Annotated in this window: 14 protein-coding genes; 6 read left to right on the forward strand and 8 right to left on the reverse strand. The window is 66.6% G+C overall.

The annotated features are described in order from the left end of the window. Nucleotides 1-5: 5 nt before the first annotated feature. From BMZ19_RS21425 to map, 8 genes are all read right to left on the reverse strand, one after another. Nucleotides 6-422: a SufE family protein gene (locus BMZ19_RS21425; RefSeq protein ID WP_090313696.1), complete on the reverse strand. Its 417-nt coding sequence runs from the start codon at nucleotides 420-422 to the stop codon at nucleotides 6-8. Then, on the reverse strand, nucleotides 419-1,624 hold the full coding sequence (locus BMZ19_RS21430) for an aminotransferase class V-fold PLP-dependent enzyme (protein ID WP_090313698.1): 1,206 nt from the start codon (nucleotides 1,622-1,624) through the stop codon (nucleotides 419-421). Before BMZ19_RS21430 ends, BMZ19_RS21425 begins: the two co-directional genes overlap by 4 nt. Before the next feature lie 130 nt (nucleotides 1,625-1,754). After that, a complete protein-coding gene (gene dapD, locus BMZ19_RS21435; RefSeq protein ID WP_090313700.1) occupies nucleotides 1,755-2,789 on the reverse strand; it encodes a 2,3,4,5-tetrahydropyridine-2,6-dicarboxylate N-succinyltransferase in 1,035 nt (344 codons plus the stop codon). A gap of 33 nt (nucleotides 2,790-2,822) precedes the next feature. Beyond that, nucleotides 2,823-3,173, reverse strand: a complete 351-nt coding sequence (locus BMZ19_RS21440) for an ArsC family reductase (RefSeq protein ID WP_090313702.1) — start codon at nucleotides 3,171-3,173, stop codon at nucleotides 2,823-2,825. Nucleotides 3,174-3,186: 13 nt separating this feature from the next. Further along, the gene (locus BMZ19_RS22500; protein ID WP_170847828.1) at nucleotides 3,187-3,357 is read right to left on the reverse strand and encodes a hypothetical protein; all 171 of its coding nucleotides are present in this window, start codon (nucleotides 3,355-3,357) and stop codon (nucleotides 3,187-3,189) included. Next, the gene (dapC, locus tag BMZ19_RS21445; RefSeq protein WP_090313704.1) at nucleotides 3,354-4,556 is read right to left on the reverse strand and encodes a succinyldiaminopimelate transaminase; all 1,203 of its coding nucleotides are present in this window, start codon (nucleotides 4,554-4,556) and stop codon (nucleotides 3,354-3,356) included. Before dapC ends, BMZ19_RS22500 begins: the two co-directional genes overlap by 4 nt. Before the next feature lie 13 nt (nucleotides 4,557-4,569). Then, on the reverse strand, nucleotides 4,570-7,272 hold the full coding sequence (locus BMZ19_RS21450; RefSeq protein WP_425287194.1) for a [protein-PII] uridylyltransferase: 2,703 nt from the start codon (nucleotides 7,270-7,272) through the stop codon (nucleotides 4,570-4,572). Nucleotides 7,273-7,318: 46 nt separating this feature from the next. Then, on the reverse strand, nucleotides 7,319-8,101 hold the full coding sequence (gene map / locus BMZ19_RS21455) for a type I methionyl aminopeptidase (protein ID WP_090313708.1): 783 nt from the start codon (nucleotides 8,099-8,101) through the stop codon (nucleotides 7,319-7,321). Nucleotides 8,102-8,365: 264 nt separating this feature from the next. Between map and rpsB the strand changes: the two genes are divergently transcribed. The 6 genes from rpsB to BMZ19_RS21485 form a co-directional block, all read left to right on the forward strand. Then, a complete protein-coding gene (gene rpsB / locus BMZ19_RS21460) occupies nucleotides 8,366-9,103 on the forward strand; it encodes a 30S ribosomal protein S2 (protein WP_090313710.1) in 738 nt (245 codons plus the stop codon). 125 nt (nucleotides 9,104-9,228) lie between these two features. Further along, on the forward strand, nucleotides 9,229-10,098 hold the full coding sequence (tsf, locus tag BMZ19_RS21465; protein WP_090313712.1) for a translation elongation factor Ts: 870 nt from the start codon (nucleotides 9,229-9,231) through the stop codon (nucleotides 10,096-10,098). A gap of 212 nt (nucleotides 10,099-10,310) precedes the next feature. Continuing rightward, a complete protein-coding gene (gene pyrH / locus BMZ19_RS21470; protein ID WP_090313714.1) occupies nucleotides 10,311-11,045 on the forward strand; it encodes a UMP kinase in 735 nt (244 codons plus the stop codon). A 2-nt stretch (nucleotides 11,046-11,047) separates the two neighbouring features. Beyond that, nucleotides 11,048-11,605 carry a ribosome recycling factor gene (gene frr / locus BMZ19_RS21475; protein ID WP_090313717.1) on the forward strand — a complete coding sequence of 186 codons (558 nt, stop codon included), beginning with the start codon at nucleotides 11,048-11,050 and terminating at the stop codon, nucleotides 11,603-11,605. Between the two features lie 16 nt (nucleotides 11,606-11,621). Then, the gene (gene uppS / locus BMZ19_RS21480; protein WP_090313727.1) at nucleotides 11,622-12,386 is read left to right on the forward strand and encodes a polyprenyl diphosphate synthase; all 765 of its coding nucleotides are present in this window, start codon (nucleotides 11,622-11,624) and stop codon (nucleotides 12,384-12,386) included. Continuing rightward, nucleotides 12,380-13,035: phosphatidate cytidylyltransferase (locus BMZ19_RS21485; RefSeq protein WP_090313719.1), on the forward strand; the 656-nt coding region annotated here is incomplete at its 3' end. The genes uppS and BMZ19_RS21485, both read left to right, overlap by 7 nt.

Here is a 13,035-nt window from a genome sequence, read left to right on the forward strand (position 1 = left end):
CGCCCCTACAGGGAGGCATCGGCGGCCAGGGCGCGAATCCGCTGCAGCACCGCATTCAGCCCATTGCTGCGCGACGGCGACAGCTGGCGCGCCAGGCCGAGCTGGGCGAACCAGTCGGCGACGTCGACTGCGGCCAGCTCCGCCGCCGTCAGGCCGTTGACCCGCACCAGCAGCAGGGCCAGTAGGCCGCGCAGCAGGCGGGCGTCGCTGCTGGCGCGAAAACTCAGGCGTTCGCCGGCATGTCCCGGCACCAGCCACACCGTGCTCTCGCAGCCGTGCACGCGGTTGGCTTCGCAGCGCTCGGTTTCCTCCAGCGGCTCCAGGCGCTCGCCCCACTGCATCAGCAGGCGGGCGCGCTGCTCCCAGCCGGGGCAGTGGGCGAAGTCGGCGAGGGCTTGCCGTGCGGCTTCGGGCAGGTTCATCGCAGCAGGTCCAGGGCGTGGTGGAGGGCGGCGAAGAAACGCTCGAGGTCGTCGCCGTCGCTGTACAGACCGAGCGACACGCGGATCGCCCCCGGCAGGCCGAGGCCGTGCAACAGTGGCATGGCGCAGTGCTGGCCGGCGCGCACGGCGATGCCCTGCTCGCCGAGCAGGTGGGACAGGTCGGCATTGTGCACGCCATCGATCACGAAGCTGGCCAGCGCGGTGTGCGGTTCGCCGAGCAGGCGCAGGCCGTCGAAGCGGCGCAGCCCGGTGAGCAGGCGCTGGTGCAGGGCGGCCTCGTGGGCGGCCAGCGCGTATTCGTCCTGCTCGCCCAGGTAGTCCAGCGCCGCGCCGAGGCCGATGGCGGCGGCGATCGCCGGGGTGCCGGCCTCGAAGCCCAGCGGCGCGGGGCGAAAGCGCGCGCTCTGGTAGTCGGCGTGCTGGACCATCTCGCCGCCGAACTGCCAGTGCCGCAGCTTGGCCATGGCCCTGGCCCGACCGTAGAGCACGCCGATGCCGTCCGGGGCGTAGAGCTTGTGGCCGGAAAACACGTAGAAGTCGCAGCCCAGCGCGGTCACATCGTGGCGGCCGTGCACCACGCCCTGGGCGCCGTCGACCACGCTCAGCGCGCCTTGGGCGCGGGCCAGGGCCAGCAGGGGCTGCAGCGGCTGCCAGCGGCCGAGCACATTGGACAGCTGGCTGACGGCGAGCAGGCGGGTGCGTGGGCCGATCAGCTGGGCGGCCTGTTGCAGGTCGATATCGCCGGCGCCATCCAGCGGCAGGATCACCAGCTTGAGGTCGCGGCGCAGTGCCAGCTGCTGCCAGGGCAGCAGGTTGGCGTGGTGTTCGAGGGCGCTGATGACGATCTCGTCGCCGGCGTTGAACAGGTGCTCGAGACCGTAGGCCAGCAGGTTGAGGCCTTCGGTGCTGCCGCGGGTGAAGACGATCTCGTTGGGATTGTCCGCATTCAGCCACTGCGCCACCTTCTCGCGGGCGCCCTCGAAGGCCAGGGTGGCGCGCTCGCCGGGCGCATGCTGGGCGCGGTGCACGTTGGCGGCGCCGCCGGCGTAGTGGTCGAGCAGGGCATCCAGCACCGCCTGCGGCTTCTGCGCGGTGGCGGCGGTGTCCAGATAGGTCTGGCGGCTGGCGGTGAAGGCGGCGAAGGCCGGGAAGTCGGCGCGCCAGGGGGAGGGCAGGGACATGGGGCAGATACCCTTCGATGAAGCAGCGGGTGGTGTCGGTGCAACTGTAGTCGGGATGCGGTAGCGAGGCGACGCTCGCGCCTGTGCTGGTCAAGCGAGCTGGGCTGGCGGTCGCCAGCCCAGCCATTACTCAGTTGTGCGCGTGCAGCACTTCGTTGAGCTCGATCGCGGTCTTGTTGGTCTTGCACTCGACCGCACCGGTCTGCGAGTTGCGGCGCAGCAGCAGATCGTCCTGGCCGGCGATGTCGCGCGCCTTGACCACTTCCACCAGGCTGCCCTGGTCGTCGAGCACGGCGACCTTGGTGCCGGCGGTGATGTACAGGCCGGACTCCACGGTGCAGCGGTTGCCCAGCGGGATGCCGATGCCGGCGTTGGCGCCGATCAGGCAGCCTTCGCCAACGGAAATCACGATGTTGCCGCCGCCGGACAGGGTGCCCATGGTCGAGCAGCCGCCGCCCAGGTCCGAGCCCTTGCCGACGAACACGCCGGCGGAGACGCGGCCTTCGATCATGCCCGGACCGGCGGTGCCGGCGTTGAAGTTGATGAAGCCTTCGTGCATCACGGTGGTGCCTTCGCCGACGTAGGCGCCCAGACGCACGCGGGCGGTATCGGCAATGCGCACGCCGCTCGGCACCACGTAGTCGGTCATTTTCGGGAACTTGTCCACCGCGAACACTTCCAGCAGCTCGCCCTTCAGGCGGGCTTCCAGCTGGCGCTCGGCCAGTTCGCCGAGGTCGACGGCGCCTTCGTTGGTCCACGCCACGTTGGGCAGCAGCGGGAAGATGCCGGCCAGGCTGGTGCCGTGCGGCTTGACCAGGCGGTGCGACAGCAGGTGCAGCTTGAGGTAGGCCTCCGGCGTGGTGGCCGGGGCGGCGTCCTCGGCCAGCAGCACGGCGACCAGCGGCTTGCGGCTCTCGGCCAGACGGGTCAGCAGGGCGGCCTGCACGGCGTCGATGCCCTTGAAGGCACCCGCCAGGTCATGGGCCTGGTGGTTGGTCATCGCGATGGTCTGGTTGCCGCCCTGGTAGCCGAGGGTGTCGGCGGCTGCGGCGACCAGCTCGGCGGCCGGGTTGAGCAGCGGCTGGGCGTAGAAGACTTCCAGCCAGGCGCCCTGGCGGTTCTGGGTGCCGACGCCGAAGGCGATGCTGTAGAGATTCTGCGACATGGGTTTTTCCTTTCAGGTATTCAGCCGGCGGGCTCAGGCGAGCGCCGCGGCATAGAGTTCCGGTTTGAAGCCAAGCAGGGTGCGCTCGCCGAGGTCGAGCAGCGGGCGCTTGATCATCGAGGGCTGGGCGAGCATCAGTTCGATGGCGCGGGCCTGGTCGAGGTCGGCCTTCTGCTCGTCGGCAAGCTTGCGAAAGGTGGTGCCGGCGCGGTTGAGAACCTTGTCCCAGCCGTGCTCGTCGCACCACTGCTCCAGGCTGGCACGGTCGATGCCGGCCGCCTTGTAGTCGTGGAAACGGTAGCTCAGGCCCTGCGCGTCAAGCCAGCTGCGGGCCTTCTTCATGGTGTCGCACGCTTTGATGCCGTACAGGCACAGTTCGGTCATGGCGGGCTCCGGGTCAGGCAAAGGCCAGGTACAGGCGGTAGAACAGCGACGACAGCATGACCAGCACGCCGACCGCCAGCAGGCCGACGCCGGCGTTGCTCTCGCGCTGGCTGTAGCCGATGCCCAGCAGCAGCATGCCGCTGCCGATCAGCGCGGTCATCACGTTGAGCGGTTCGGTCATCATCCCTGACGGGTCTCCAGGTAGTTGCGGATACGTTCGGCCGCTTCGACGCACTCGGCCAGCGGGGCGACCAGGGCCATGCGCACGCGGTTGGCCCCCGGACTGACGCCGTCGACTTCGCGCGACAGGTAGGAGCCGGGCACCACGGTGACGTGCTCGCGCTCGAACAGTTCGCGGGTGAAGGTCGCATCGTCCACCGGAGTCTTCGCCCACAGGTAGAAGCCGCCGTCGGGCCGCTCGACCTCCAGCGCGCCGCCGAGCACTTCCAGCACGGCGTCGAATTTCTCGCGGTACAGCACGCGGTTGGCGCGCACGTGCTCCTCGTCGTTCCAGGCGGCGATGCTGGCCCGCTGGGTCTGCACCGGCATGGCGCAGCCGTGGTAGGTGCGATAGAGCAGGAACGGCTTGAGGATCTCGGCATCGCCGGCGACGAAGCCGGAGCGCAGGCCCGGCAGGTTGGAGCGCTTGGACAGGCTGTGGAATACCACGCAGCGCTTGAAGTCGCTGCGGCCGAGTTCGGCGCAGGCGTTCAGCAGGCCAGCGGGCGGGTTCTGCTCGTCGAAGTACAGCTCGCTGTAGCACTCGTCGGCGGCGATCACGAAGTCGTACTGGTCGGCCAGGGCGATCAGCTTCTTCAGGGTATCCAGCGGCACCAGCGCGCCGGTGGGGTTGCCCGGCGAGCAGATGAACAGGATCTGACAGCGCTGCCAGACGTCGGCCGGTACGGCGTCGAAGTCCGGATTGAAGCCGTTCTCGGCCAGGCACGGCAGGTAGTGCGGGGTGGCACCGGCGAGCAGGGTGGCGCCTTCGTAGATCTGGTAGAAGGGGTTGGGGCTGACCACCAGGGCGTCGGGGCTACGGTCGACCACCGCCTGGGTAAAGGCGAACAGCGCCTCGCGGGTGCCGTTGACCGGCAGCACATGCTTGGTCGGGTCGAGCCAGCCGGCGGGCACGCCGAAGCGGCGCTCGCACCAGCCGGCAATGGCCTCGCGCAGGGCCGGCAGGCCGATGGTGGTCGGGTAGACGGCGAGCTGGTCGAGGTTGTCGGCCAGCGCCTTGGCGACGAAGTCCGGCGAGCGGTGCTTGGGCTCGCCGATGGACAGGGCGATCGCCTTCTTGTCAGCCGGCGGCTGGGCGCCGGCCAGCAGGGCGCGCAGCTTTTCGAACGGGTAGGGCTGCAGGAGGTCGAGGGCTCGGTTCATCAAGGGTTCCTGTTCAGAAGCTGATGCGGGACGGCGTGATCAGGCTGTCCTGGGTGTCGGAAAGCTGACGGACCAGGGATTCCTGCAGGCGGGCGCAGAGTTCCGGGTCGGACAGCGGCTGATGGTGGGCGTCGGTGACGAAGAACACGTCTTCCACGCGCTCGCCGAGGGTGGCGATCTTGGCGTTCTGCACCGACAGGTCGAAGTCGAGGAAGATCTGTCCGACGCGGGCGAGCAGGCCGGGGCGGTCGGGGGCGATCACCTCGATGATGCTGAGCGGGCGCTGGGCGTCGGTGTGGATGGTCACCTGCGGGGCGAAGCCGAAGCTCTTCAGCTGGCGCGGCACCCGCCGCTTGATGATGGTGCTGTAGTCCTGCGGGTTCTTCAGCGCATCGACCAGGCCCTGGCGGATCTCGGCGATGCGCTGCGGATCGTCGCCGATCGAGCCGCCGTCGGCGTCCAGCACCACGTAGGTGTCGAGGGTGAACTGGCTGGTCGAGGTGAGGATGCGCGCGTCCTGAATGTTCAGGTTGAGTTGGTCCATGGCCGCCACGGTCACCGCGAAGAAGTCGTGCTGGTCGGGGGCGTAGATGAAGATCTGCGTGCCGCCCTCGAATTCGCGCTGGGTGGTTTCCTTGATCAGCACCAGCGGCGCGCCGTCATGCGGATGCTGCAGGATGGCCTCGGCGTGCCAGGCGATGTCGGCGCCCGAGTGGCGCAGGAAGTAGTCGTCGCCGAGCTGGGTCCACAGCTGCTCGGCTGCGTCGCTGTCGACCACGTCGCGGGCGCGCAGCAGGTCGAGGGCGGCATGTTGGTTCTCGCGGATCTGCTCCTCGCGGTCGATCGGGTTCTCCAGGCCGCGGCGCAGCGCACGCTTGGTCTCGGCGTACAGCTGGCGCATCAGCGAGGCGCGCCAGGAGTTCCACAGCGTCGGGTTGGTGGCGTTGATGTCGGCCACGGTCAGCACGTAGAGGTAGTCGAGGTGGGTCTGGTCGCCCACCGTGCTGGCGAAGTCGTGGATCACCTGCGGATCGGAGAGGTCCTTGCGCTGCGCGGTGGTGGACATGATCAGGTGGTTCTTGACCAGCCAGGCGATCAGCCGGCTGTCCCACGGCGGCAGGTGGTGGCGGGCGCAGAAGGCCAGGGCATCCTGGGCACCCAGTTCGGAGTGGTCGCCGCCGCGGCCCTTGGCGATGTCGTGGAACAGCCCGGCGAAGTAGACCAGCTCGGGCTTGGGCAGCTGGGCCATCAGCTCGCTGGCCAGCGGGAACTTCTCGGCCTGCTCCGGGCGGTCGAGCTTGCGCAGGTGCTTGATCAGGTTGAGGGTGTGCGCGTCGACCGTATAGATGTGGAACAGGTCGTGCTGCATCTGGCCGATGATGTGGCCGAACTCGGGCAGGTAGCGGCCGAGGATGCCGTAGCGGTTCATCCGCCGCAGGTTGCGGTGGATGCCCTCGTGGGACTTGAACAGCTCGACGAACAGGCTGGTGTTGCGCAGGTCGTGGCGGAACTTGTCGTCGATCAGGTGGCGGTGGTCGCGCAGCAGACGGATGGTGCCGGAGCGCACACCGCGGATCTCTGGGTGCTGGGCCATCAGCACGAAGATCTCGAGGATGGCGCTGGGGCTGCGCTTGAACACGTTCGGCGCGCTGGCCTCGATGAAGCCGTTGCGCACCTGGAAGCGCGCGTTGAGCTTGCGTGCCGGGTCGGGCTCGGTCTGCTCGAGCAGCAGCTCCTCGAGGATCTGGTTGACCAGGTCGCTCAGCTCGGCGGTGGCCATCACCATGCGGTAGTACTTCTGCATGAACTGCTCGACCGCCAGCTTGGTGTCGCTGGTCTCGAAACCGAACATGCCGGCCAGGCGGCGCTGGTGGTCGAACAGCATGCGGTCCTCGGCGCGGCCGGCGATCATGTGCAGGGCATAGCGCACTTTCCACAGGAAGGTCTGCCCGGCACCCAGCAGCTCGTATTCGTTCTGGGTCAGCAGGCCGCGGGTGACGAGGGTCTCCAGGGTCAGGGTGCCGTACTGGCGGCAGGTCACCCAGAGGATGTGCTGCAGGTCGCGTAGCCCGCCCGGCGAGCCCTTGACGTTGGGCTCGAGGTTGTATTCGGTGTCGTTGTACTTGGCGTGGCGGGCGCGCTGTTCGGCGCGCTTGGCGAGGAAGAACTCGCGGGCCGGCCACATGTGTGCCGTGCTGGTGGCCTCCTGCATGCGCTGGCGCAGGCTGTCGGGGCCGGCGATGGTGCGGCTTTCCATCAGGTTGGTGATCACCGTCAGGTCGGCGCGCGCCTCGCTGGCGCATTCCTCCACCGAGCGCACGCTCTGGCCGATCTCCAGGCCGATGTCCCACAGCAGGGTGAGGAAGCCCTCGATCGGCGCGCGCAGGCGTTCGTGCTGCGCGCCGTCGAGCAGGATCAGGATGTCGATGTCCGAGTGCGGGTGCAGCTCGCCGCGGCCGTAGCCGCCGACCGCGACCAGGGCGATGGCGTCGCTGTCGCCCCAGTCGAAGCGCGCCCAGGCCTCGCTGAGGATCTGGTCGACGAACCAGGCGCGGTCGGTGATCAGGCGGCGGATGTCGCAGCTGAAGGAAAAGCGCCCGTCGAGCGTCTCGGTAGCCTGGCGGATGGCTTTCTTGAAGGCGGCGATCGGGCTGCTCTTCAGGGCCAGTTCGGCCTGGAACTGGCCGCGGTCGAACAGCTCGTTATCCATTTCCATCGCAGGCATCGGGCGATCTCCATTCAGCGTGGCTGGGGTGGGCGACTCAGGGCAGGCAGCGGGTGATGGTGTCGTCGCTGCGCAGGGTGAGGATCTCGCAGCCGGTCTCGGTCACCAGGATGGTGTGCTCGTACTGGGCGGAGAGCTTGCGGTCCTTGGTGATCGCGGTCCAGCCGTCGCCGAGCAGGCGGGTCTCGTAGCGGCCCTGATTGATCATCGGCTCGATGGTGAAGGTCATCCCGGCCTTGAGCTCGAGGCCGGTGCCGGCGCGCCCGTAGTGCAGCACCTGCGGTTCCTCGTGGAACACGTTGCCGATGCCGTGGCCGCAGTACTCGCGGACCACCGAGTAGCCGTTTTTCTCCGCATGCTTCTGGATGACCTCGCCGATGTCGCCCAGGTGCGCGCCGGGACGTACCAGCGAGATGCCCTTGTACAGGCACTCCTGGGTGACCTGGCAGAGGCGCTCGGCCCACTCCGGCACCTTGCCGACCAGGAACATCTTGCTGGTGTCGCCGAAGTAGCCGTCCTTGATCACGGTGATGTCGATATTGAGGATATCGCCATCCTTGAGCGGCTTGTCGTTGGGGATGCCGTGGCAGACCACATGGTTGATCGAGGTGCAGATCGACTTGGGGAAGCCCTTGTAGTTGAGCGGCGCCGGGATCGCCTGCTGCACGTCGACGATATAGTCGTGGCATAGGCGGTCGAGCTGCTCGGTGGTGACGCCGGCCTTGACGTGCTCCTCGATCATCTCCAGCACGTCGGCGGCCAGGCGGCCGGCCACACGCATTTTCTCGATTTCCCCGGGGGTCTTGATGGTGACGGTCATCAGCTCTCTCTGGCGCAGCGCGCCTGCCTTGATAAACAGGAAGGGATGTCATTCTAACAGACCCGCCTGCCGCTGCGGACGGCCGGCGCGGCATGTCGGCGGGTTTCGCCCAGCGTTCAGCTATGGTATAAAGCGCGGCGCTTTTCGGGGTGGTCCCGCAAAGCCATCGAAACCACACACGCATCGACACAATTATCCTGGGTGCCCGCAAGGGTTGGATTTTGGGATGCGTGGAGGCTCAACCCGACTTATCGAGGAATAGAAATGTCCCAAGTCAACATGCGCGATATGCTGAAAGCCGGCTGCCACTTCGGCCACCAGACCCGTTACTGGAACCCGAAGATGGGCAAGTACATCTTCGGCGCGCGCAACAAGATTCACATCATCAACCTCGAAAAAACCCTGCCGATGTTCAACGAGGCCCTGGCCTTCGTTGAGAAGCTGGCTGCTGGCAAGAACAAGATCCTGTTCGTCGGCACCAAGCGCTCCGCTGGCAAGATCGTTCGTGAAGAAGCGGCCCGTTGCGGCATGCCGTTCATCGATCACCGCTGGCTCGGCGGCATGCTGACCAACTTCAAGACCATCCGCGCCTCGATCAAGCGCCTGCGCGATCTGGAAGTCCAGTCCCAGGACGGCACCTTCGAGAAGCTGACCAAGAAAGAAGCGCTGATGCGTACCCGCGATCTGGAAAAGCTGGAGCGCAGCCTGGGTGGTATCAAGGACATGGGCGGCCTGCCGGACGCTCTGTTCGTGGTTGACGTTGACCACGAGCGCATCGCCATCACCGAAGCCAACAAGCTGGGCATCCCGGTCATCGGCATCGTCGATACCAACAGCAGCCCGGAAGGTGTGGACTACATCATCCCGGGTAACGACGACGCCATCCGCGCCGTGCAGCTGTACCTGGGCTCGATGGCCGACGCCGTGCTGAACGGCAAGGCCAAGGCCGGTGCCGGCGACGTGTTCGTCGAAGCCGCTGCGTCCGAAGCCGCCGAAGGCTAAGCGCCCGGCGCGCCAAGCGTTTTGCGGTGCGCAAAAAGGGGGCTAGGCCCCCTTTTTGCCAACTCCGAATTGCCGCCCGGCCCGCCGGGCGAACTGGTTTAGAGCAACTCTAGAGGAATCCGAACATGGCAGAGATTACTGCAGCCCTGGTTAAAGAACTGCGCGAGCGCACTGGCCAAGGCATGATGGATTGCAAGAAAGCCCTGACTGCCGCCGGTGGCGACATCGAAAAAGCCATCGACGACATGCGCGCCGCTGGTGCGATCAAGGCTGCCAAGAAGGCTGGCAACATCGCCGCCGAAGGCTCCATCGCCGTCAAGGTGGCCGACGACAACAAGGCGGCCGTGATCCTCGAAGTCAACTCGCAGACCGACTTCCTGGCTCTGCAGGACGACTTCAAGGGCTTCGTCGCCGACAGCCTCGAGCAAGCCTTTGCCGAGCAGCTGACCGACGTGGCTCCGCTGATCGCTTCCCGCGAGTCGGCCCGTGAGGCTCTGGTCGCCAAGTGCGGCGAGAACGTCAACATCCGCCGTCTGACCCGCGTGGAAGGCGACGTGGTGGGTTCCTACCTGCACGGTCACCGCATCGGCGTTCTGGTCGTCCTCAAGGGCGGCAATGCCGAGCTGGCGCGCGAAATCGCCATGCACGTGGCGGCCAGCAACCCGCAGTTCCTGAGCTCGGCCGAGGTTTCCGAAGAAGCCGTTGCCAAGGAAAAGGAAATCTTCCTGGCGCTGAACGCCGACAAGATCGCCGGCAAGCCGGAGAACATCGTCGAGAACATGGTCAAGGGCCGCATCAGCAAGTTCCTCGCCGAGGCCAGCCTGATCGAGCAGCCCTTCGTCAAGAACCCCGACGTCAAGGTCGGCGAGCTGGCCAAGCAGGCCGGTGCCGAAATCGTTTCCTTCGTCCGCTACGAAGTGGGTGAGGGCATCGAGAAGGCCGAAGTCGACTTCGCTGCCGAAGTTGCTGCCCAGGTGGCTGCCACCCAGCAGTAAGATGCTCTGATGCCGTTCGAGAAAAGGCTGCCCGCTTCCGCGCGCAGCCTTTTCTTTGCGGCATGGCGGGCTTTGGCCTGCCGTACAAGAATGAAGGGAATCAGTTTTTTCGGTGCCATGGGGGCACGGGTTCTTGCCGTCGTGGTCAAAGCCGCGCCGGCGCGCGAAAAGAGCCGGTTATTCGCAACATCACACTGCCGCAGGAGATTCGTATGGCCCAGCTGAGTGGTCGCCAAGCCCGCTACAAACGTATTTTGCTCAAGCTCAGCGGTGAAGCGCTGATGGGCAGCGAGGACTTTGGTATCGATCCCAAGGTGCTCGACCGCATGGCCCTGGAGATCGGCCAGCTGGTGGGTATCGGCGTCCAGGTCGGTCTGGTCATCGGCGGCGGCAACCTGTTCCGCGGCGCCGCGCTGAGTGCCGCCGGCATGGACCGGGTCACCGGCGACCACATGGGCATGCTGGCTACAGTGATGAACTCGCTGGCCATGCGCGACGCGCTGGAGCGCTCGAACATCCCGGCCCTGGTGATGTCGGCGATCTCCATGGTCGGCGTGACCGACCACTACGACCGTCGCAAGGCCGTGCGCCATCTGCAGAGCGGTGAAGTGGTGATCTTCTCCGCCGGTACCGGCAATCCGTTCTTCACCACCGACTCGGCGGCCTGCCTGCGCGGTATCGAGGTCAATGCCGATCTGGTCCTCAAGGCGACCAAGGTCGATGGCGTGTACACTGCCGACCCGTTCAAGGATCCGAATGCCGAGAAATTCGAGCATCTGACCTATGACGAGGTGCTCGATCGCAAGCTGGGCGTGATGGACCTGACGGCCATCTGCCTGTGCCGCGATCACAAGATGCCGCTGCGGGTGTTCAACATGAACAAGCCCGGAGCCTTGCTTAATATTGTTGTCGGGGGCGCCGAAGGCACCCTGGTCGAGGAGGGTTGAGAATGATCAACGAGATCAAGAAAGACGCGCAGGAGCGCATGAAGAAGTCGCTGGAGTCGCTGGATCACGCCTTCGCCAAGATCCGCACCGGTCGTGCCCATCCGAGCATCCTGGACAGCGTCATGGTGTCCTACTACGGCTCCGACACCCCGCTGCGCCAGGTCGCCAACGTGATCGCCGAAGACTCGCGCACCCTGGCCCTGACCGTGTTCGACAAGAGCATGATCCAGGCCGTCGAGAAGGCCATCATGACGTCCGACCTGGGCCTCAATCCGGCCACCGCGGGCACCACCATCCGCGTGCCGATGCCGGCGCTGACCGAGGAAACCCGCAAGGGCTACACCAAGCAGGCGCGCTCCGAGGCGGAAAACGCCCGTGTGGCGATCCGCAACATCCGTCGCGATGCCCTGGCCCAGCTCAAGGATCTGGTCAAGGAAAAGGAAATCAGCGAGGACGACGAACGTCGCGCCGCCGACGAAGTGCAGAAGCTCACCGACAAGGCCGTCGGTGAAGTCGAGAAGGCCCTCGAGGCCAAGGAAACCGACCTGATGGCCGTTTGACGGTCGGATGACAGTCATGGACAAGACGAAGCAAACGGCCCCGCCCGGCACGCCGCGCCATGTTGCCATCATCATGGATGGCAACAACCGCTGGGCGAAGAAGCGCTTCATGCCGGGCGTCGCCGGTCACAAGGCGGGCGTCGATGCGGTGCGTGCGGTGGTCGAGGCGTGCGCCGAGGCGGGTGTCGAGGTGCTGACCCTGTTCGCCTTCTCCAGCGAGAACTGGCAGCGTCCGGCCGACGAGGTCGGTGCGCTGATGGGCCTGTTCCTCATGGCCCTGCGTCGCGAGGTGAAGAAGCTCGCCGTCAACGGCATCCGTCTGCGCATTCTCGGCGACCGCTCGCGCTTCCAGCCCGAGCTGCAGGCGGCGATGGCCGAAGCCGAGCAGCTGACTGCCGGTGGGGACGGCCTGCTGCTGCAGGTGGCGGCCAATTACGGTGGCCAGTGGGACATCACCCAGGCGGCCCAGCGCCTGGCGCGCGAGGTGGCGGCCGGCCATCTGCAGGCCGACGAGATCACCCCCGACCTGCTGCAGCGCTGCCTGTCCACCGGCACGCAGCCGCCGGTCGACCTGTGCATCCGTACCGGCGGAGAGCAGCGCATCAGCAATTTCCTGCTCTGGCAGTTGGCCTACGCCGAGCTGTATTTCTCCGAGCTGCTCTGGCCCGACTTCAAGCACGAGGCCATGCGCACCGCGCTGGCCGACTTTGCCCGTCGCCAGCGCCGGTTTGGCAAGACCAGCGAACAGGTGGCCGCGGAACAACGGAAGCCTACATGCTGAAACAGCGCATCATCACCGCCCTGTGCCTGCTGCCCATCGCCCTGGGTGGCTTCTTCCTGCTGCAGGGTGGCTGGTTTGCCCTGTTCGTCGCGGCCATCGTCTGCCTGGGTGCCTGGGAGTGGGCGCGCCTCGCCGGTTTCGAGGCGCAGTCGCTGCGAACCGGTTATGCCGCGGGAGTGGCGCTGCTGCTGCTGGGGCTGTACCAGTTGCCACAACTGGCCGGTCCGCTGCTGGCGCTGGCGGTGCTCTGGTGGCTGGCGGCGATCGGTCTGGTGCTCGGCTATCCGGCCAGCAGTCGGGCCTGGCAGGCGCTGCCGGTGCGTCTGCTGCTCGGTCTGCTGATCCTGCTGCCGGCCTGGCAGGGCCTGCTGCTGCTCAAGCAGTGGCCGCAGGGCAACAGCCTGATCCTCGCGGTGATGCTGCTGGTGTGGACCGCCGACATCGGTGCCTACTTCAGCGGCAAGCGTTTTGGTCGGCGCAAGCTGGCCGTGCAGGTCAGTCCCGGCAAAAGCTGGGAAGGGCTGTACGGCGGCCTGGCCGCCTGCCTGCTGCTGACCCTGCTGGTCGGCCTGTACCGTGACTGGGCGGCGCGCGAGCTGGTGGTGGCGCTGCTCGGTACGGCACTGGTGGTGCTGATCTCGGTGGTCGG

The organism is Pseudomonas linyingensis (assembly GCF_900109175.1).
In the GTDB taxonomy this organism is placed as follows: Bacteria; Pseudomonadota; Gammaproteobacteria; order Pseudomonadales; family Pseudomonadaceae; genus Geopseudomonas; species Geopseudomonas linyingensis.